The sequence below is a fragment of the Agrobacterium bohemicum genome (assembly GCF_001562555.1).
Classification (GTDB): domain Bacteria; phylum Pseudomonadota; class Alphaproteobacteria; order Rhizobiales; family Rhizobiaceae; genus Agrobacterium; species Agrobacterium bohemicum.
Map to the genome: position 1 here is coordinate 1 of NZ_KQ961033.1, position 20,518 is coordinate 20,518.

General features: G+C 58.5%; 15 protein-coding genes and 1 tRNA gene. 8 read left to right on the forward strand and 8 right to left on the reverse strand.

The window, feature by feature from the left end; genetic code table 11:
* Positions 1–778: 778 nt before the first annotated feature.
* A complete protein-coding gene (locus tag ATO67_RS17015) occupies positions 779–1,588 on the reverse strand; it encodes a class I SAM-dependent methyltransferase (RefSeq protein ID WP_067652037.1) in 810 nt (269 codons plus the stop codon).
* Between the two features lie 110 nt (positions 1,589–1,698).
* Between ATO67_RS17015 and ATO67_RS17020 the strand changes: the two genes are divergently transcribed.
* The 4 genes from ATO67_RS17020 (at position 1,699) to ATO67_RS17035 (ending at position 5,897) form a co-directional block, all read left to right on the forward strand.
* Positions 1,699–2,832 carry an ABC transporter substrate-binding protein gene (locus ATO67_RS17020; RefSeq protein ID WP_067652040.1) on the forward strand — a complete coding sequence of 378 codons (1,134 nt, stop codon included), beginning with the start codon at positions 1,699–1,701 and terminating at the stop codon, positions 2,830–2,832.
* 120 nt (positions 2,833–2,952) lie between these two features.
* Positions 2,953–4,083: an ABC transporter substrate-binding protein gene (locus ATO67_RS17025; protein ID WP_103087306.1), complete on the forward strand. Its 1,131-nt coding sequence runs from the start codon at positions 2,953–2,955 to the stop codon at positions 4,081–4,083.
* Positions 4,084–5,151 (forward strand): FecCD family ABC transporter permease, encoded by a 1,068-nt coding sequence (locus tag ATO67_RS17030; protein ID WP_067652046.1) that lies wholly within the window; start codon positions 4,084–4,086, stop codon positions 5,149–5,151.
* Complete coding sequence (locus ATO67_RS17035; protein WP_067652049.1) at positions 5,145–5,897, forward strand: ABC transporter ATP-binding protein; 753 nt, start codon at positions 5,145–5,147, stop codon at positions 5,895–5,897. Before ATO67_RS17030 ends, ATO67_RS17035 begins: the two co-directional genes overlap by 7 nt.
* 111 nt (positions 5,898–6,008) lie before the next feature.
* Here ATO67_RS17035 and pbpC read toward each other — a convergent pair whose 3' ends face one another.
* Positions 6,009–8,090, reverse strand: coding sequence for a penicillin-binding protein 1C (gene pbpC / locus ATO67_RS17040; RefSeq protein ID WP_067652051.1), 2,082 nt, complete (start codon positions 8,088–8,090; stop codon positions 6,009–6,011).
* On the reverse strand, positions 8,087–13,540 hold the full coding sequence (locus tag ATO67_RS17045; RefSeq protein WP_067652054.1) for an alpha-2-macroglobulin family protein: 5,454 nt from the start codon (positions 13,538–13,540) through the stop codon (positions 8,087–8,089). Before ATO67_RS17045 ends, pbpC begins: the two co-directional genes overlap by 4 nt.
* A 285-nt stretch (positions 13,541–13,825) precedes the next feature.
* On the opposite strand from ATO67_RS17045, the gene kduI reads away from it, so the two are divergent.
* Together kduI and ATO67_RS17055 are read left to right on the forward strand one after the other, a co-directional pair.
* A complete protein-coding gene (gene kduI / locus ATO67_RS17050) occupies positions 13,826–14,668 on the forward strand; it encodes a 5-dehydro-4-deoxy-D-glucuronate isomerase (RefSeq protein WP_067652057.1) in 843 nt (280 codons plus the stop codon).
* A gap of 11 nt (positions 14,669–14,679) precedes the next feature.
* Positions 14,680–15,015: a cupin domain-containing protein gene (locus ATO67_RS17055; protein ID WP_067652060.1), complete on the forward strand. Its 336-nt coding sequence runs from the start codon at positions 14,680–14,682 to the stop codon at positions 15,013–15,015.
* 31 nt (positions 15,016–15,046) lie between these two features.
* Here the strand turns inward: ATO67_RS17055 and ATO67_RS17060 are convergent, their stop codons facing one another.
* The 4 genes from ATO67_RS17060 to ATO67_RS17075 all read right to left on the reverse strand — a co-directional run bounded on the left by ATO67_RS17060 (position 15,047) and on the right by ATO67_RS17075 (position 17,585).
* Complete coding sequence (locus ATO67_RS17060; RefSeq protein ID WP_067652063.1) at positions 15,047–15,235, reverse strand: Trm112 family protein; 189 nt, start codon at positions 15,233–15,235, stop codon at positions 15,047–15,049.
* Positions 15,236–15,245: 10 nt separating this feature from the next.
* Positions 15,246–15,917 (reverse strand): LON peptidase substrate-binding domain-containing protein, encoded by a 672-nt coding sequence (locus tag ATO67_RS17065; RefSeq protein ID WP_067652066.1) that lies wholly within the window; start codon positions 15,915–15,917, stop codon positions 15,246–15,248.
* Between the two features lie 113 nt (positions 15,918–16,030).
* The gene (trxA, locus tag ATO67_RS17070) at positions 16,031–17,008 is read right to left on the reverse strand and encodes a thioredoxin (protein ID WP_067652069.1); all 978 of its coding nucleotides are present in this window, start codon (positions 17,006–17,008) and stop codon (positions 16,031–16,033) included.
* Positions 17,009–17,075: 67 nt separating this feature from the next.
* Positions 17,076–17,585, reverse strand: a complete 510-nt coding sequence (locus ATO67_RS17075; protein WP_067652072.1) for a prolyl-tRNA synthetase associated domain-containing protein — start codon at positions 17,583–17,585, stop codon at positions 17,076–17,078.
* 256 nt (positions 17,586–17,841) lie between these two features.
* Between ATO67_RS17075 and ATO67_RS17080 the strand changes: the two genes are divergently transcribed.
* Positions 17,842–17,916: transfer RNA gene (locus tag ATO67_RS17080), tRNA-Gly, on the forward strand.
* Positions 17,917–18,069: 153 nt separating this feature from the next.
* Here the strand turns inward: ATO67_RS17080 and ATO67_RS17085 are convergent.
* The gene (locus ATO67_RS17085; protein ID WP_067652075.1) at positions 18,070–19,233 is read right to left on the reverse strand and encodes a M20 aminoacylase family protein; all 1,164 of its coding nucleotides are present in this window, start codon (positions 19,231–19,233) and stop codon (positions 18,070–18,072) included.
* A 222-nt stretch (positions 19,234–19,455) separates the two neighbouring features.
* Here ATO67_RS17085 and ATO67_RS17090 point away from each other — a divergent pair, with 222 nt between their 5' ends.
* Complete coding sequence (locus ATO67_RS17090) at positions 19,456–20,502, forward strand: D-alanyl-D-alanine carboxypeptidase family protein (RefSeq protein WP_245304020.1); 1,047 nt, start codon at positions 19,456–19,458, stop codon at positions 20,500–20,502.
* Positions 20,503–20,518 lie beyond the last annotated feature (16 nt).

Below are 20,518 nucleotides of genomic sequence, written 5' to 3' on the forward strand. Positions count from 1 at the left end.
TCCCCGTGGTCGCGTTCGACCTGGGGGACGATGAGCTGTCGGTACACCCGGCGACCAAGCTCCTGGCGGATGCATCGATATGGCGAAGACGTTCAGTCTTTACCTCACGACGCGGCCAGGTCGGGCATCGGGAGAATGACACTGGCCGGTCCGAAACCGGTGTCCTCCTCCTCCCGTTGCCGCCGGGGGGATTGCTGCCGGACCCCGGTGACAGAGAGGATGCGTAACCTCCCTGTCACCAGCGCCGGTCCCGCCTCGCCGCAACGCCTTGCGGTGTATCCGAGGGCGGAACGGGACAATTGTGCGGGTGATTCGCGGGAGGTGGAGAAAAGTGTGGGGGGATTTTTTGCAGTTTCGTGCGGATTTTTGGTAAGGGATTGATTTGGTTGGGAAGTATTTTCATTGTTGCGTTGGCGGGTGTGGCTCACCCCCCTCTGCCCTGCCGGGCATCTCCCCCTCAGGTGGGGAGATTGGCTGGGGGCGGGCTCACCGGACATCTTGAACGTTGCGGCGGGGACGACAGCCTGTTTTGCCGGTGCATCCCTCTGACGGCTACGATTGGAGCAGTCAGCGTGCCTTTTACCAATCTCCCCACCTGAGGGGGAGATGTCCGGCAGGACAGAGGGGGGGTGAGCGGCTTGCTCCAACCTCATGCTGAATTGGCGCACAGCGCCCTTGAAAAGTCTGCCTGCAACCCCGCGCCTCTTCAAAATCAGTCTAGATCGGGAAGAGGCTTGCTCCGCGCACTATCGGCACCGCTCAAGATCGGCGTGAGATTTTAAGCCGGTTTACGTCCACACACGGCGTAGCGATGCTGGATACCGCGGGCAGCGGCTTTGAGGACGTTCCAGTTTTTTGCCTGGGACTTGTGGATGTCACGCATATTCCGATCGATCACCACGTCTTCGAACCCGGCGTCCCGCAACAGACCAGCCACCGCCTCGGCACGGGCGCCTTGAGAGAAGTAGACACGGGAGAGAATGCTGTTGTGCACCCCCGCCATATCGGCGGGCATATGCACCGGTTCCGGTTTCAAAACGCCGAGTTTGATCAGCCGTGCAGCAAGGCTTTTCAGGAACCTCTCGGCAAGGCTGACATTGACGAAATCGCCATCGACAATCAGCACCCTGCCGCCGGGTTTCAGGACCCGAAGCCATTCGTGAAACGCCGCCTTGGGATCAACCAGTGTCCAGACCAGATGGCGGTTGATGATGACGTCATAGGCGCCATCTGGCTCCATGGTGTTTTCCGCATCGCCCATGCGGAAGGAAATGGCCCGATTGCGGGTTTTCGCCTTGGCTTTGGCCCGTTCCAGCATCGGCTCCGCCCAGTCCAGCCCGGTGACCCGGTAGCCGAGATCATCCATCAGATGGGAGATGACGCCGGTGCCTGACGCCAGGTCCAGCGCGCTTTTACCCTCGCCTTGCCCCAGATGTTTTTCGACCAGTCGATGCCAGGCGGCACGCTCTTCTTCGGAGAAAATCTCATGGCCGGGAGACAGGTCGAAGGTGGCGGCGCGGCTGGACCAATAGGCCTTTATTTCATCCCGAAGACCGAAATTACTGCCGTATTCTTTTGCGCCGTCCATGACATCCAACCTTCGCGATCTTTACCTTCGAAATGCTCTAAAAGATAAAACTTGACTTTGATAGTCATAAAACAATAAAGCGCATTTAGTTTTACCGGAGAACAATTTCGATGCGCATTACAGGCAAATCCGCCGCTCTTGCAATGGGTCTTCTCGTTTCCACCGTCTTTCCCGCCTTTGCCGAAAAGGTAACAATCAAGGATGTGACGGGCCGCGATGTGGAGGTCAACGTGCCGGTCAAGCACGTCATTCTCGGCGAAGGCCGACAGATCTATTTCCTTGCCGCGCTCGACAAGAAAAACCCGTTCGAACACGTCGTCGGCTGGCGCGATGACCTGCCAAAGGCAGACCCGGAATCCTACCAGGCCTATCTGGCGAAATATCCTGACATTGCCAAACTGCCGACCTTCGGCGGCATGAAGGACGGCACATTCGATATCGAACAGGCGGTAGCCTTGAAGCCCGACGTCATTCTGATGAACATCGATGCCAAGACCGCGACCGAAGAGGCCGGTTACATCGAGAAGCTCGGCAAGGTCGGCATTCCCCTGGTTTATGTCGACTTCCGCGAAAAGCCTATGGAAAACACCGAGCCGAGCATGCGCGTCATGGGCCAGTTGATGGGCAAGCAGGACATTGCCGAAGAGTTCATCAAGTTCCGCTCTGACAGCATCAAGCGCGTGACCGACGTGCTGGACAAGGACAAGCCGAAACGCCCGGTCGTCTTCGTTGAGCGCGCAGGTGGTTATTCCGACGATTGCTGCATGTCCTTCGGCAACGAGAACTTCGGCAAGATGGTCGAGATTGCCGGTGGCATCAACATGGCCAAGGACATCATTCCCGGCACATTCGGCACCGTGAACCCGGAACAGGTGATCGCTTCCAACCCGGACCAAATCATCATCACCGGCGGCAAGTGGGATGCTTACGTTCCCGGCGGCGACTGGGTTGGTGTCGGTTACGGCGCAGACCTCAAGGAAGCCCGTCGCAAGCTTGAGAACCTGACAAAGCGTCCGGCCTTTACCGGCGTCAAGGCTGTCGCGGACGGCAATGTTCACGCCATCTGGCATCAGTTCTACAACAACCCGTACCAGTTCGTGGCCATTCAGGAAATTGCCAAGTGGCTGCACCCGGAGCTGTTTAAAGACTTGGACCCGGAAGCGACCTTTAGGGAACTGCATGCCCGCTTCCTGCCGCTTGACTACAAGCCCGGCTACTTCGTGTCCCTGAAGGACGACAAGTAAATATCAGAACGGCGAAGGGGGAGCGCCGATCCGACATCTGGCGGAGCCGTATTGACGGCTTCGCCAAAATACATTTTCAGATGGAAAGGACCGCCCGTGCCGCACAGGAATTTAAAACGGATCGCTGCCTTCATACTCGCCCTCATTGCAACGCCTGTCATCATTGCGACGTCGGCGTCGGCAACGGAAATCATCGACTCCGCAGGCCGCAAGGTCGAGATCGACGTACCGGCCAAACGCGTTATCGTGGGTGAAGCGCGCCAAATTCACGTCATCGCGGCCCTGCTTGGTGAAAAGACTTTCGATACCATCGTCGGCTGGCGCGACGATCTCGTGAAGAAAGACCCCGACAGCTATAAGGCCTACATCGAGCGTTTCCCGCAGATCGAAAAGCTACCGCTGTTCGGTTATCTACCGCAGGGCGATTTCAGCCTCGAAGCGGCGATTGCGCTGACACCCGATGTCATCACGCTCAATCTGGAAGTCGAAAAGACCGCCAAGGAAAGCGGCTTCGAGGAGAAGGCGGCGGCGGCTGGCATCAAGGTCGTCTATCTTGATTTCCGTCTCGACCCGGACAAGAACAGCGAAAATTCCATTCGCGTTCTCGGCCAGATTTTCGGCGCGGTGCCGCGCGCAGAAGAATTCATTGCCTATCGTCATGACCAGATCGCGCTGGTGACCGACAGGCTGGCATCCGTCAAGGACCTGACACGGCCGGGTGTCTTCATCGAGCGTGCACCGGGGATTTCGGGCGAAAACAATTGCTGCCGCACCTTCGGTCCCGTCAATTTTGGCGCGATGGTCGAGCAGGCAGGTGGACACAATATCGCGTCTGACGTCATCAAGACCACCTTCGGCGACCTCAATCCCGAACAGCTTATCGTTTCCAACCCGGAGCATGTCATCGTCACCGGCTCCAACTGGGCAGCTGAATCCGACATCAACCAGTTCGTGCCGGTTGGACGTGGTGCCGATATGGACCTATCGCGTGAACGGCTGGCCAAGCTGATGGAACGCACGCCGTTTCCCGAGCTGGACGCCGTGAAGAACGGTAACGTTCACGCCGTGTGGCACCAGTTTTATGGCGCGCCCTACGAGTTCTATCCCATCCAGCAATTTGCCAAGTGGTTTCACCCTGAGCTTTTTGCGGACCTGAACCCGGAACAGAATTTCGAGGAATTTCACCGGAAATTTCTGCCTGTGACCTACAAGCCCGGATACTTTGTTTCACTTGAAAAAGGCTCGAATTGAATGGCATCCATTGTGGAAACCCATGTCGAGAAGACCGGGGGCGCGCAATATCGCGCTCTGGCAGCCCGCCGCATTCTGATACTGGTCGGGCTCGTCGTCGCCCTGTGTCTCAGCCTTGCCACCGATATGGCGCTTGGCCCGGCACGCTACACCCTGTCTCAGGTGATCAGCGCCGTCCTCGATCCCGCCGGCGTGGCCAACCAGCTGCGCGTCGTCATCTGGGACATCCGCATGCCGATAGCGCTGATGGCCGTGACGGTTGGCGCATCGCTGTCGGTTGCGGGCGCGCAGATGCAGACCATTCTCGCCAACCCGCTCGCCAGCCCGTTCACGCTCGGTATTTCGGCCGCCGCCAGCTTTGGCGCAGCGCTTGCGCTGGTTGGCGGTGTCGCGCTTTTTCCCGGTGCCGTCGAATATATGGTGCCGATCAACGCCTTCGTCATGGCGATGGTGGCCGCCCTTTTCATCCACTTCGCCTCCACCATGCGGGGCGTGACGGTCGAGACCATCGTGCTGCTGGGAATCGCTCTCGTCTTCACCTTCAACGCCGCCCTTTCGATGCTGGAATATCTGGCCTCCGAACAGGCGCTGGCCGCCGTCGTGTTCTGGACCATGGGCAGCCTGACCAAGGCGACATGGGCCAAGGTCTATGTGACAGGCGCCATCCTCGTCCTGACCGTGCCGCTGTTCATGAAGAACGCATGGGCTTTGACGGCGCTTCGCCTGGGCGATGACAAGGCAGCCAGCATGGGCATCAATGTGCGCCGCCTGCGCCTGCACACCATGCTGACCGTCAGCCTGCTGGCATCCATTCCCGTTTCCTTCGTCGGCACCATCGGCTTTATCGGCCTCGTCGGCCCGCATATTGCCCGCATGGTGGTGGGTGAAGACCAGCGGTTCTTCCTGCCCGGTTCGATTATTTGTGGCGCGCTGCTGCTGTCGGTGACATCTGTTGTCAGCAAGGTGCTGATACCCGGTGCGATCCTGCCCATCGGCGTCATCACGGCGCTTGTCGGCGTGCCCTTCTTCTTTGTTCTCATCTTCTCCAACAGGAGACGCGCATGGTAGCCCTCGCCCTTCAGGATGTCGGCGCCAAATACGGGCGTGCGACGGTGCTGTCCAATGTCACCATGGACATGCTGGAAGCTGGCAGCATAACCGCCGTCATCGGCCCGAACGCGGCTGGCAAGTCCACCCTGTTCAAACGCATCGCAGGCCTGATCAAAGGCCCCGGCGTCGTGACACTGTCGCAGACAGAGCAAGGACCACGCACCATCTGCTACATGCCGCAGGACACCGGCGCCAATGCCGTTCTGACGGTCTACGAATCCATTCTTCTGTCGGCCAAACAGGGCAGCGGCTGGAAAGTGCATGATGATGAGCTGGCCGAGATCGACGCCATCCTGAAAGCGCTCAACATCCACGATCTGGCATTTCGCGGGCTTGGCGAACTATCCGGCGGCCAACGCCAGCTGGTATCGCTCGCACAAGCGCTGGTGCGCAAACCGGAAGTCCTATTGATGGACGAGCCGACTTCGGCGCTCGACCTTCACCGGCAGGTCGAGGTGCTGGATTTCATCACCAACCTCGCCCGCCGCGAAGGCATGATCGTTCTGATCGCCCTGCACGACCTGAACCATGCGCTGCGCTACTGCGAACATACGATCGTCATCGCCGGTGGCGAGATGGCCGTCAGTGGCCAGACATCTGCCGTGATTACGCCTGATATGCTGCGGAACATCTATAAAGTCGATGCGCGGATCGAGATGTGCTCTCGCGGGCAGCCGTTTATTTTGGTGGACGGGACGGCTTGAGGGATATGTCAGAGGGTGTGGCTTACCCCCCTCTGCCCTGCCGGGCATCTCCCCCTCAGGTGGGGAGATTCGCTGGGCGCGACCTCCCGTCCATCTTCACCGCACCAACCCTTATTCCACAAAAATCCTAACGCTGGACGCCCGTCCATCCGCATCGATCACCGTCAGCGTCGAGAAACCCTGCCCCTCCGGCAACCACTCGCTGCTTCGACGGCGAGAGGGTTCGGGCAAGGGTTTGCCGTTGGCGAGCCAGTGGAAGGGTGCACGTCCCCCTTGCAGCTTGAGGACCAGTGGCGAGAGATCGCCGCTCTGGCTGGAGAGTTCTATCCGCGCGCCTTCCGGGGGATAGACGATCTGCGGTGATGGCTCGCGCCTCGACGCTGAAAGGAGGCCGCTGCTGGTGACGCTGAAGCGTCGCTGGTTGGCGGGCAGATCCTTGTAGGCCAGCCGGGAGGTACCAGCCGGTGCAGGGGGGAATGGCGTTATGGCAACGCCGGATTTCGTGAAGGCTTCGAACAGGATGGGTGCGGCGGAAACATAGCCCGCAAGACCGGGAACCGAGCCGTTATCGGCACGCCCCGCCCATACGCCGATGACATAGCGACCATCAAAACCGACAGACCATGCGTCGCGATAACCATAGCTGGTTCCGGTTTTATAGGCGATGCCGCGCTGCTTCATGCCCAGCGGCGGCAACACGCCGGACAGGACATCGCTGATGTTCCAGATCGCAGCCTTGGAAAACAGCGGGTCGACATCGAGGATCTGCGGTTTACCGCGCACCCCATCTCCCAACTGCACCGGCTGACCGCTGTTGGCCAGCGCTGCGTAGAGCTGGACGAGATCGACGAGAGAGAGACCGGCACCGCCAAGCGCAATGGCCAGCCCCGGCGCTTCCGCCTTCGGCAGCGTGAGTTTAACCGAGGCCCGGCGAAACCGGACCATCAGGGCAGCGGGACTGACGGCATCCAGCAGGCGCACGGCGGGAACGTTGAGGGAGAGCTGCAGGGCCTGGCGAACGCTGACATCACCCTGATATTGCATATCGAAATTGCGTGGCCGGTAGCCGGAAAAATCCGCCGGGCGATCTTCGATCACGGTTTCCTGCGCAATCAAGCCGTTTTCGAAGGCAAGGCCATAAATGAAGGGTTTGAGCGTCGAGCCGGGGGAGCGCACCGCGCGGCTCATTTCCACCCAGCCACGGCGGTTACTATCGAGAAAATCAGACGAACCGACCTCCGCGACGATCTCACCCGTCGTGCTATCGGCCATGACGATGGCGACCGAGACCTTGTCTCCAAGCTTTTTAGCAGAGCGCTGTGCCAGCTCTTCCAGCTCTTTTTGAACGGGCAGACGCAGCGTCGAGCCTATGGTCAAGGACTGCGGAAAACGGACGCGCGCCGCCTGCGCCAGATGCGGCGCGTAGGAAGGGAGATCGATGCGCTTTGCGGGAATGGCCGCGACTGCGGCCCGGGCGGCTTCCCCCTCACCGACCACGCGGGAGACGGCGAGCCGTTGCAACACGCGCTCGCGCGCTTCTTTCGCCGCAGTGGGAAAGCGATCCGGACGTCGCTTTTCCGGCAGTTGTGGCAGGGAAACCAGCAATGCGGCCTCTGTCGTATCGAGACGTTTCGGCTCCTTGCCAAACCAGGCGAGACTTGCTGCGCGCACGCCTTCGAGATTGCCGCCATAGGGAGCGATGTTCAGATAAAGGTCGATGATCTCAGGCTTGGTCAAGCGCCGCTCGATTTGCCATGCCCGCACCATCTGAAGAAATTTGGCACTGAGCGAACGGTCCGTCCGCGGCTCTATCAACCGCGCCACCTGCATGGACAGCGTGGAGGCACCGGAGACAATGCGACCATTGGTCAGCAATTGCCAGGCGGCACGCCCCAAGGCCTGAAAATCCACGCCGCCATGGTCGAAAAACCGCTGATCCTCATAGGCGACCAGCATGTTGATGAATTGCGGATCGACTTCTGTGGCATCGGTGTGAAGCCGCCAGCGCCCCTGCGGGGTAGCGAAAGCGCGCAGCAGCTTACCGTCCCTGTCCAGCACTTCCTGCGAGACGATTCTGGCATTTTGCAGAGGTGGCGGGTAGGCATGGTCCAGACGGTTCAGCGTATAAACACAGGCGGCAGTCAGGACTGCCGCCACGAAGAAACCGCTGATGAACGCTCGCCACCTGATCATTGCTGCGCCGCAAGGACCTCCATGCGACCGGTCGCCGTGCGCGCCGAAAACTGCGGGCGGTACATATCTTCCACCGATGCAGCCGGGTTATCGTAGGTGCCGGGTGTTACGGCCCTGACAACATAGGCCAGCGTAATGTCCGAATTATCGCCCGCAGCCTGATCAAAAGCCGCAACGAAACGGTCGTAGCGGAACTCGGTGTGAGCAGCTTCCGTTTCCGGCAACCAATCGAAATTGGAAAGTGCTGCGCTGTTGACGAGGCTCGGATTATCGATCTCAAAGCCCGAGGGCAGAAGATCGGTCATGATAATGCGCGATTCCCATTGGTTCTTGGGCGTGACAGTCAAGACGACGACATACCGCTCATTCTGAGTGGCCTCGCTGATATTCACCTCTTCGCCATCCATCGAATAATAGGTTTTCTTGATATCGAAGCCTTCACCACCCGCTGCCAGAGGCTGAGCGGGTGGAGCGACGGTGGTGACGACTGCCGTGACCGTATCTTTCGAAGCATTGGTGATCTTGATGGGCGATTGCAGCAGCTCATCGCCGCTCATGCCCTTGCTGTAACCGCCCTGTTCCAAGGAACCGTTGATATCAAGCTTGACGTCCTTGTCCTCACCCTTCAAGGCGCGGGCGGCCAGCAGCATCCAGGCCTGCTCCTGTGTGCTGGTATAGGCTTTGGCGTCCCATGCCTTGGCAACGGCACTGGCCAGTTGCGGTACCACCGCAGGCACCGGGCGGCTTTCGGCGGCAAGAGCAAGCGAGGCCGCGCCATCGCGCAGCACCGATCCGTAATCCGCGCGGGAGAGACTGACCTTGGTGGTCGCCGAGGCCATGCTGAGCGACGCGCCGAAGACCGTCTTGGACCGCGCCACATCGCCATAGAGCGACAGGGCCGAGGCCAGTTGCGCCTTGGCAAGCGGTGTCGGGAAATCGCCCAGGGCAGTGTCGGCATAATATCTCAGATCGTTGACGGCAGCCTTGCGATTGCGGGCAAGAACATAGAGCGAATAGGCAATCTGGTTGCCGCGATCCTTGACGTTGTTGTCATAGGCCAGCCCGTTTTGCAGGTTGGTGAGTGCCTGCACCATGGCCGTCTCAGGCACATCATAGGATTGCTCCCGCGCACGTGTCAGGAAGTCGGTGATGTAGGCATCCAGCCAGAGATCACCTTCGCCGGGACCCCACAGACCGAAGCCGCCGGACGAGGACTGGAACGACAGGACGCGGTAGATTGCATCCTGCACCCGCTTGCGCAGGCCCACATCGTCTGCGCCCCCGCGCTGCTTCATCAGCTCGGAAACATAGAGCAACGGAAGAGCGCGGCTGGTTGTCTGCTCGGCGCAGCCATAGGGATATTTATCCAGCATCATGACCAGACCCGGAACATCAAAGGCCGGTGAACGCGTGACGTTGACCGCGACAGACGACCCCAGCAACATGCTATCAGCCAGCAATGCGCCATCTACCGTGAGACTGCTGTTGGGCGCGATCTTAATGTTTCGACGCGTCGTGACCGGCAGCACCGAGGGCCGCACGGGGATATTGACGGCCTGTTCCAGAGAGACACCGCTGGCGTTGCTGAGCTTGATCATTATCGCGCCATTACCCGGATATTCACCGGTCAAAGGCACCGTCAACGAAGTCTTGCCGCCCTTTTGCAGCGATACGACCTGCGAAACCTCGCCTTGATCGACCGTGAGCGCGGTGTTGCTGGCGATATCCAATGTGTAATCGCCTGCATCTCCGTCTGTATTGGCGATATCGACGCGCATTTGCGAGACATCGCCCGGGCTGAGGAATTTTGGTGCGCTGGCGGTGATGACGACGGGATCACGGATGACGACATCCGACACCGCGTGGCCGACACCGGTCTTGGTCCAGGCGACGGCCATGACGCGGGCCGTGCCGTTGAACTGCGGAATATCGAAACGAATGGTCGCCTTGCCCTCAGCATCCAGTTCCACCGGACCGGCGAAGAACGCCACCAGCTTTTCCTTCGGCGGGCTTCCTTGAAGTGCGACCTGACCACCGTCACCGCCGGTTCTGAGACGACCGGTTGCACCGAGCGAACCATCGATCAGACGGCCATAGATATCGCGGATTTCCAGCCCGAGACGGCGCTGCCCGAAATACCATTCATCCGGTTTGGGCGGCTCATAGCGGGTGAGATTGAGAATGCCGACATCGACGGCAGCGACCGTGACATAGGCTTTGTCACCAGCACCAGCGCCCGACACCTGCACGGGAATTTCGAGCGGCTGACGCGGCAATGTCTGCTTGGGAAGGGTAAGGGCGATGCCCAGCTTGCGCTCACCGGGGTCCACGGCCAGCCATTTGACGCCGATGGCGCGCATGGGCATGCGGCTTTCCTGCGCATCGCCGGGGCGGAACAGGGTAACGGTGACGTAGGAACCGGCACCCCATTCTTCCGTCACGGGAATATCGACTTCGCCGCCGTTTTCACCGATCTCGACGTTTTCAACGGCAATCAGCTTTTCCGAGCCGGAAGCCACCATAAGCTGACCGGCAAAGCGCGACGTTACCTGCAATTTTGCGGTATCGCCGACCTTGTAGCTCTGCTTGTCGAGCGCGATTTCCAGCGCGTCCGGTGTTTCCGTGGAACTTGCAGTGACATACCAGCCGGCATCGAATTCGACGCTGGAAGTGGGGCCGTTATTGTCTGCGGATTCGACCTCGAGACGATACCGTCCCCAGGATGCAGGCACGGAAATTTCGCCACCATTGGCGTCCACGGCCAGGGTGCCGGCCTGAACCTGCTTTGTGTAGACGACGGGTTCATAACGCCAGGAATTGCCCTGACGATACCATTGATAGTTCCGCTCGACCTTGATGAGCTTCCATGTCAGCCCGCTCATGGCCTGTTTGGAACCGTCTGCGGCAAGGCCGATGACGTGGAAACGGCCAATGGAATTTTCCGCGAGATCGCCGGAGAATTCCGGTTTGATACCGATCATGGCGCTATCGGATTTGACCGGCAATGTCAGCGAACGCTCGACCGCGCGGCCACCGGCTTCGCGCATGCGAACGGTGATGTTGGCGGAGAGGAACTGCGTTGTCGACGGGACATCGGCAAGCGTGACATCGAAGGTCGCCTTGCCGTTTTCATCGAGCGCGGGAAGGGCATCCAGCGTGGTGCGGCTTTCCTCCTGACTTTCCTCATCCGCCAAGCCAAACACATAACCATCGAAACCGGCGCGGGTGCGTGTTGCCTTCAGCGCGATTTCGCCTTCGAGTTCCAGCCCGGCAGCGGGGGCGCCATAGAGGTAACGGCCATCGACATCAATGGCAGTCTCGGCGGCGGGATCGATCTCCTTGGCTTTGCTGGACAGATCGAACTCGGTCCTGTCAGGCACGAAGTCATCGACCAGGAAGGACTTTTCGCTGATGGCGGCCGTCTTCGGATCGGTATGGATGCGCAGCGTCCAGGTGCCGCGCATGGCGCTTTCCTGCAAGGCCAGATCGACGGCATAACCGCCCAAGGCCTTGCCATCACTAACGAAACGGCGATCTTCCACGCCATCGGGACGCGAGAAAATAAACGTCAGCGGCAGGTTTTCGACCGCATTGCCTTCGATATCCCGTGCCAGGGCCGCGGCATGCACGGTTTCGCCCGCGCGGTAGATGCCGCGTTCCGTCCAGCTGAAGACATCCAGCGCGCCGGGAGAGGCGCGGCCCGTGACGCCACGGTCGGAAAGGTCGAAACCGGCGCGGGTCATGTCGAGAAAGACGTAATCCTTATCGCCGTTGCGTGCCGTGATGATAGCAGGTGCTTGCCCGGCCGTGCCGCGCATCAGGCCAGCCGAGAAGATCGCGCGTCCTTCGTCATCGGTCGTCGCGGTGCCGAGAATTTCGTTGTTCTTTGCCAGAAGCTGGAGGGCAACGCCCTTCAGCGGTTTGGCCGTGCTGAGCGCGCGCGCAAAAACGTTGAGGCCGTCGGTCCCGGCATAGGTGGTGATGCCCGTATCTGAAACGAGGAACCATTGGGTGGCGCGGGAATCCCAGTTTTCGCCCGGTGTGCCCGGTGGTACGGCGGTGAGCACATAGATACCCGGCTTACGTTCCGGCAAGGCTTCATCGACCGGAAAGCTGGTGACGACGTCCTTGTTCAGCTCGTTCTGGATATCGATGCCGCCCTGCCAGACGAGTTCACCGATCTCGTTTTCAAGCCGCTCCGCGCCGTAGCCATCCATCTGCGTCAGGAATTGCGAATTGGTCAGCAATGTCGCGATGCTGCGGTCACCGACCCGGTAGAGTTTGAGATCGGCCCGTTCGATGTTGACGGACACCAGCGGGATGCCACGGCGGGCAGTGCCGGGAAGCACGAAATTCTCACCAGTGAAACGCACCGAGCCTGATCTGTCACGAACGTAGATGTCGAGATCGACCTGCTTTTCCAGAGGCTCTTCCACCGATGACGGAAGACCGGCGCGCAGCGCAATCTTGTAACGCTGGCCGTGCGTCAGACCTTCCACGCAGATTTCGCTGCCCTTGGCCTCGATGGCCTTGGGTGCCACGCCATCCAGCGTGACGAAGGAGGAATAATCAACGCCGTTCTTCACCAGTGGCTCTGAAAACTGAACGCAGGCGCGCGGGCTGACACTATCGGTATCGACCGTGTTGTTGATGACGCGGAAGCCCTGGCGGGTCTTCAGATCAGCGTAGGCGGCGCGCGTCTGAGGGACATCCGACAGCGCAAGACTGGCCTTGTAACTGTTGAGCGCGGCGCGGTAGTTCTGGGTTTTTTCAAACGCCACCGCAAGCGTATCAAGTATGCTTGTACGGGCAGACACAGTGCGGCTTAGCGAATAGGCGTTGAGAGCGGCCGAAACTGCCTGTGCCGACATCTGGTAATTGTTTTGAATTTTCGCGGCCGCCTGTGAAAATTCGGCCCAGGCCACACCATCATCAAGGCCCAGCGCGAGCGCCAGCTTGTAACTCCCGACAGCGCCGACGAAATCGCCAGCGTCAGATTGCTGTCGCGCCAGTGAAAGCCAATTGTCCATCGACTGGCCATCTCCGGCGGGGGAGAGGCTCGCCTTCAGACGTCGTGCCTCCTGGTAAAGGCTGTCATCGACAAAGGAGAGTTTCTGCGGCGCGCCGATATCGGGCTCCCTCTTGGCAGCGACCTCCACGACCTTGCCTGCGACTGCGCCGGGGAAGGCATTGAGCTGGTTGAAATCCGATTTCAGGAAGCACCATTGCACCTTGGGATTATAGGTGAAGGCCTTGCAGGAAGTGTCCTTGATGCAGATGTCTTCGCATTGCGGCAGGGAGACATTCTGTTCGGTGCGCAGATCAAACCCGAAATAGTCACCGTTTTGCGTGGTGACGACCTTTCGCGACGGTCCTTGCGCCGAGGCGGGCTGGATGGCCAGCGTTGCGACGACAAAGAACAGGCTTTTCAAAACGGCGCGCATGGACATCAGTCTCTCCCCCGGTACGTCTGACCGCGCCGCGACTGTGCTCGCATTCACCACGAAAAGTCAACGTGAACTGCAACTCTGGAGACAGAGCAAATCTCTGGCTCCATACTGTTTGGGATAGGAAGCAAGAAACCTGCCTTACAGGTGCAGACATCAAAAAAACTCATGATTTTCAGGGATTTTACCCGTCATATCTCGCGATGTGACCAGGCTTTAGCAGATTGACATAGGATTTCTTTTGCATATATGTATGACAAGTTAGTTTGACATATGATTGGGAGAACCATGGGCCAGACACAGTACACGAACCGCTTCGCCATCGACCCGAAGACCGCTGCGACATTCGGCACCGAGGAGCTTCGCGAAAACTTCCTGCTGCCACCTCTGTTCGTCAACGACACCGTTCAGCTGCATTACACGAATTACGATCGCATGATCGTCGGCGGTGCCGTGCCGGCGTCTGGATCTCTGGAACTGGAAACCATCAAGCCGACAGGAACGAAGTCGTTTCTCGAGCGACGTGAGCTGATCGTCGTCAACATCGGCGGCAAGGGCACAGTCACCGTCGACGGCACCGCATTTGAAACCGGTACGCGTGACATGGTCTATGCCGGAATGGGATCGAGCGTATCCTTCGCGTCCGCATCATCCGAAACGCCCGCCAAGTTCTACCTGCTGAGCGCGCCAGCGCACTCCGCTTATCCCGCAAAACACATCGGCATCCATGATGCCAAGCGCGTCGATCTCGGATCACAGGCAACGAGCAACGAGCGTTCGATTTTTCAATTCATCCACCCCGAAGGCGTCAAGACCTGCCAGTTGGTTGTCGGCATGACCAGCCTTGCTCCGGGTTCCGTGTGGAACACCATGCCATGCCATATTCATGACCGGCGTATGGAGGCTTATCTCTATTTCGACCTGCCCGAGACAGCCCGCGTCTTCCACTTTCTGGGCGAACCAGGTGAGACGCGCCATCTGGTGATGAAAAACGAAGAAGCAGCACTTTCACCGGGCTGGTCGATCCACTCCGGTGCGGGAACCGCGAATTATTCATTCATCTGGGCCATGGCGGGTGACAATGTCGACTATACCGATGTCGATCTCGTGAGCATGGATGATCTGAAGTAAGGAGCCATATGATGAGCCAGAGCAATGCATTCGTAAACGCCGCTGACGGCCAATGGGCACCGACAGAGCCGGGTGTCTCAAGACGCATCATGGCCTATCTGCCGGAAATGATGATGGTCGAAGTGGTGTTCGAAGCCGGTGCCATCGGCTCGCTTCATTCGCATCCGCATATTCAAGCAAGCTATGTGGTCGAGGGCCGATTTGAAGTAACTATCGATGGCGTAACGCAGGAACTGGCGCAAGGCGGCAGCTTCATCGTCAAGCCCGACCTTATCCATGGAGTGAAAGCACTCGAAAAGGGTCGTCTGATCGACACCTTCACGCCGCATCGGGCGGAATTTCTGTAAAATGACGAAGGCCAGCTTAACGGCTGGCCCTTCAATCCTCTATTTTGCGCGCTTCCGACACCAGCATGATGGGAACGCCATCCCTGATAGGATAGGCAAGCCTTGCGCTTTCGGAGATCAGCTCGTTACGATCGCGGTTATAGGACAGTCGGCCTTTGGTCAGCGGACAGACCAGCAGATCGAGCAGCTTGGGATCAACCTTGCTCAGCTTTTCGTCCATGCCGGCCCCATCACTGCAATATGATTTCGTTGTCGGTTCCGCCTTGGGCCAGAACGATCTCGGTAATCGCAATCAGCGTATCGGCGCGGGCCTTCAGGTCCGGCGCTTCGAGCAAAGCTTGCTTTTCCGCAGGGCCGAACGGCGACATCATCGACAGGGAATTGACCAGCACCCTGTTACCCGCACGCTCCACGCTCTCCCAATCCGCTTCCAGCTGGTTGGCATCGAGGAAAGAACGGAACACCCGCAGCAGATTTTCGCGGTCAACCGCGTCTTCATCCTCTTCACCGGTCAGATCGGCCATGAAGGGCGCATGTTTGAAGCTTCGGTAAGGTTTGCCGGAGGTCACCTCTTCCAGCAGCCGGAAGCGACAAATACCGCTTAACGACACCATATAGCGCCCGTCTCCGGTCTCGGAAAAAGACGTAATGCGACCGAGACACCCAACCTGGCTCAGAGCCCCGGAGCCTGCCGCACTTTCCGGCGCCTGTAGCGCGGGTTGAACCATACCGATCAGGCGGTTGCCAGCAAGCGCTGCGTCGAACATCGCCAGATATCGGGGTTCGAATATGTTGAGCGGAAGTTGTCCTTCCGGCAGCAGCAACGCGCCAGACAGTGGAAACACAGGCACCACATCCGGCAGATCGGTGCTTTTCAGGTATCGTGCATTACCGACATGCATGAATGAGCCCTCGATTTTCTGAGACGGTGCCACGACGCGGGTCTCGCGTCGCAACCTTGATCTCTTGTTATTCTCTTAAATGTGGTCCGAGGCCACCAATCGCAAGGCGGCTTTCAAGAAAACAGGATGGACGACAGCTTGCGACGTGCTGTAACCGACGATGGGTCCTTGAAACCCCAACCTTCCAGAAATTCGACAAGCTGCTTGCGCGCGCCATCATCTTCGAAGGTGCGGTCCTTTCGCATGACCGTCAGCAACTGGTCAGCCGCTTCATCGCGCCTGCCCTGCGCGTTGAGGATTTTGGCAAGCTTTATCCGCGCTTCGTGATTGTCCGGATTGGTGGAAAGCTCGCGTTCCAGCGCCGTGGGATCACCCAGTAGCCGCGCCTCTTCATATTGCGCCAGCTTTTTCAAAACGGCCTCGATTGCCGGATCGGCACGCAGTTCTTCGGGCACCGACGCCAAAAGATCGGTCGCACGCTGATATTCGCCAAGCGCAATCATGCAATCTGCAATGCCGGCCACGGCTGTGGCGTTTTCCGGGTCCACCTGCATGACGAAGCCGAAGAGCTGTGCGGCACCCTGATGATCACCATCCGCCAGCAATTGCTTGGCCTCTGCGAGAGCAGCGTCGATTTCCGCCTGTGGGTCATCGACTGCAGGCCCTGCAATCTTGTCGATGAACTCGCGAATCTGGCTCTCAGGCACGGCGCCCATGAAACCATCGACCGGGCGGCCATCCTGAAAGGCGACGATGGCAGGAATGGACTGGATGCCGAGCTGCCCGGGAATGGACGGGTGATCATCGATGTTGAGCTTGACCAGCTTGACGCGCCCGCCAGCTTCATTGACCACCTTTTCCAGCACCGGCGTCAGCTGTTTGCAGGGGCCACACCACGGAGCCCAGAAATCCACCAGCACCGGCTGATTGCGGGATTCTTCCATGACGTCCTTGCCGAAACCGGCTGTCGTCGTGTCCTTGATATGGGAGGACGCCGCAGCCTCTTCAGGCGCGCTTCCATTTCCATATTGCACGGAGCCGGTCATGTATCCGCCCGAGGACGTTCCGTAAGGGTTGCTGGTACCGCTCATTTAAGGTCTCCGTTGATTGCGCATTCACTGGCCACTCGATCTGGCGCTCTGGCGCAAAGATCGTACTTTACTCCGTCACTTTCAAGACAAGCGGCGTATGACCCGTCGCTTCGAGAAAACGAATGAGATCATTGTTGCCGATGGTGGTGGTGGCGTCGTTGGACAAAGGATGAGCGTTGATCAGTTCATGCTTCATCAGATCGCTGTCGAGCACGAACGTCACCGCGTTCGTCACATCGTTTATGGCACCGAGAACGGTGACAGAGCCGGGAATGACGCCAAGATACTCCATCATCTTTTCAGGCTTGCCGAAAGACACCCGGCTGGAGGCATCGATAACCTTGTGCACCGTCTTCAGATCCACCGTCGCGTTTTCTTCGACCGTCAGAACGAAATACTGATCCTTCTTGTCTTTGACGAAAAGGTTCTTGGTGTGCCCACCCGGAATACGATCGCGCAGGGATTCGGACTCGGCGACGGTGAAAACCGGCTCGTGTTGAAGTGTTTCATGCGCGATGCCGAGCCTATCCAGCAAAGCAAAAAGTTCCTGCGCCGTTTTCGGGGATTGCTCTGTCATGATTGCTTTCTCGTGCCATCGGATTCTGTTTTTGATGACATAGTCGTTAAGCCCTCAGAATGGATTTTGCAATCGCCCTGTGAATTTCAATATCAAAATATCGAATGTTTTCCGTAGCTTGTGTGCTTTTTGAAAAATTTCTACGCCTTTTTGTCATTTCCCTGTTGCATTTAAAAAGCGGTTGAGCGATATAGCCCTCGTCGCCGCAACGCAGCGACCCGCGGTTCAGCGATCTACCCCGAACCAGCGGATTTGAGCGGGTGTAGCTCAGGGGTAGAGCACAACCTTGCCAAGGTTGGGGTCGAGGGTTCAAATCCCTTCGCCCGCTCCAATTTTCCTTAGAAGTCAGAAAATTGATACGGAAGCCCTCAACAAGGGCTCGAAGTATTTGCTTTTATGGTCTCGCCACAGACCTTCCGAGATGGGCGGCTTGATCGAGAAGGTACGACCGCATTGTTGGACGCGGCCGTTCTTTTCCGGTGAATCAGCCAGCCAGACGCTGTTCGGCGAGCTTTACCCAGTAGGATATGCCGTATCCAATGGCTTCGTCGTTGAAGTCATAGCTGGGATTGTGCAGACCGGCGCTTTCGCCATTTCCCAGAAAGATAAATGCGCCTGGCCGTTCCTTCAGCATGTAGGAGAAGTCCTCTCCGGCCATCGACGGATCGACATCAGGATCGACGTTCTTGTCGCCCACGACATCTCGGGCGACACGGATGGCATGGTCCGTTTCGTCGGCATGGTTGACGGTTACAGGACAATAGCGCTCGTAGATGGCTTCGGCTTCCGCGCCATTGGCCTGCGCTATACCTTCTGCCATCTGCTTGATGCGCGCCTGCGCCATATCGCGGACGTTTTCGTCCAGCGTGCGGACCGTGCCTGCAATGAGGGCTTCATTGGGAATGATGTTGTGGCTGGAGCCCGCCTGAAAACGGGTGACGGAAACGACGACAGAGCGAATGGGGTCTGTGTTGCGGGACGCGATCATCTGCAGGTTGGTAACGATCTGCGCGCCGATGGAAATGGGGTCTACCGTGCGATGCGGCTGCGCGGCATGGCCCCCCTGCCCCTTGACCACGATGGAGAATTTGTCCGGTGCCGCCATGATGCCGCCCTTGCGAATGGCGAAGGAACCCAAGGGGATGCCGGGCATATTGTGCATGCCGTAGACTTCATCCATATCGAAACGTGTCATCAGCCCATCTTCGACCATGGCGAGCGCGCCAGCGCCACCTTCTTCGGCGGGCTGGAAGATCAGGGCAACGGAACCGCTGAAATTGCGGGTTTCGGCAAGGTATTTCGCAGCACCCAGCAGCATGGCCATGTGACCATCGTGACCACAGGCATGCATCTTGCCCGGCACCTTCGAGGCCCACAACGCGCCGGTTTCCTCAACGATCGGCAGCGCATCCATATCTGAGCGCAGCCCTATCATGCGGCCTTTGCCGTGCCTGCCGTGGATGACGCCGACCACCCCGCTACGGCCGATACCCGTCACGATTTCGTCAACGCCGAAGGATTTCAGCTTCTCCGCCACGAAGGCAGCAGTCTCATCAACGTCATATAACAGTTCAGGGTTTTCATGGAGGTGACGTCGCCATTCGGTCGCTTCCGCCTGCAATTCCGCAGCTCTGTTCAAAACTGGCATTCACTTATCCCTGATGTTCCATTCTCAACATGATAGTTCACACTCCTCCGCGGTGGATATTGCGCCGCATAATTGACGCAATCAATGTACTTTGCCATTGCTAGGACATATATGGTGAATATTGCAAATCCCGAAACGAAGACGGGAATCCGAGGATACGCCTTGCAAGATACATACAGACCCAACCGCGCCGCGGGGCGGCTCGTAAAAACTGTTGCCGCGATGTCCGCCAGTGTTCTGGCGATGACCTGTGTAGCACAGGCCAACCCCAAGATGGTTATCGATGTGAAGACCGGCAAGGTGATTTCGCATCAGGAAGCATTCCGCAAGTGGTATCCCGCCTCGCTGACAAAGCTGATGACGGCCTATATTGCGTTCAGCGCCATGAAATCCGGCAGGCTGAGCCCTGAAACCGAAGTCGTGATGAGCAAGAAGGCTTCGGATCAGCCTGCCAGCAAGATGTATTTCAAGCCGGGATCGAAACTGACGCTCGATAGTGCCTTGAAGCTTCTGCTGATCAAATCTGCCAATGACATTGCCGTGGCTATTGCCGAAACGGTGGCCGGTACGAACGAGAATTTCGTGGCGCAAATGAATGCGCAGGCGGCCCGCCTCGGCATGTCGTCCACGCATTACGTGAACCCGAACGGTTTGCCGGGCAAGGGCCAATATACCACAGCCCGTGACCTTGCCGTTCTGGCACTTATCCTGAAGCGTGAGTTTCCCGAATATGCGCAATATTTCGCGCTGGAAGGCGTCAGCACCGGCAAGAAGAACTACGCCAATTACAACATGCTCGTCGGTCGCTTCCAGGGCGCTGATGGCATGAAGACCGGCTTCATCTGTGCTTCCGGTTTCAACCAGGTATCGTCGGCCTCACGCAATGGCCGTCAGGTCATCAGCGTCGTTTTGGGCGCAGACAGCCTTGCGGGCCGCACCGACCAGTCGGCTGACCTGTTGCAGATGGGACTGACGTCTTCATCCGGCCAAGGCGTATCGCTTGCGTCGCTTGCGCCTTACGGCGAAACGCAGTTCGTCAACGACATCAGCGCTGATATCTGCAACCCCAAGGCAGCTAAAGTGCGCAGCGAAAGCCGTGACGAAGCCGGTCGTATGATCATCAAATCGCCCTTTGTTCAGGAAATGACGCGCCCACCGGTTTACTCCTATGCGGGCCTTATTCCCGGCAGCGAGACCGTGGTCGCCGCTACCGGTGGCAAGGGTAGCGTGGCCAATGTGCCAATTCCCATTCCGCGCCCGACATTTTGACAGGTTTACGGTCCGC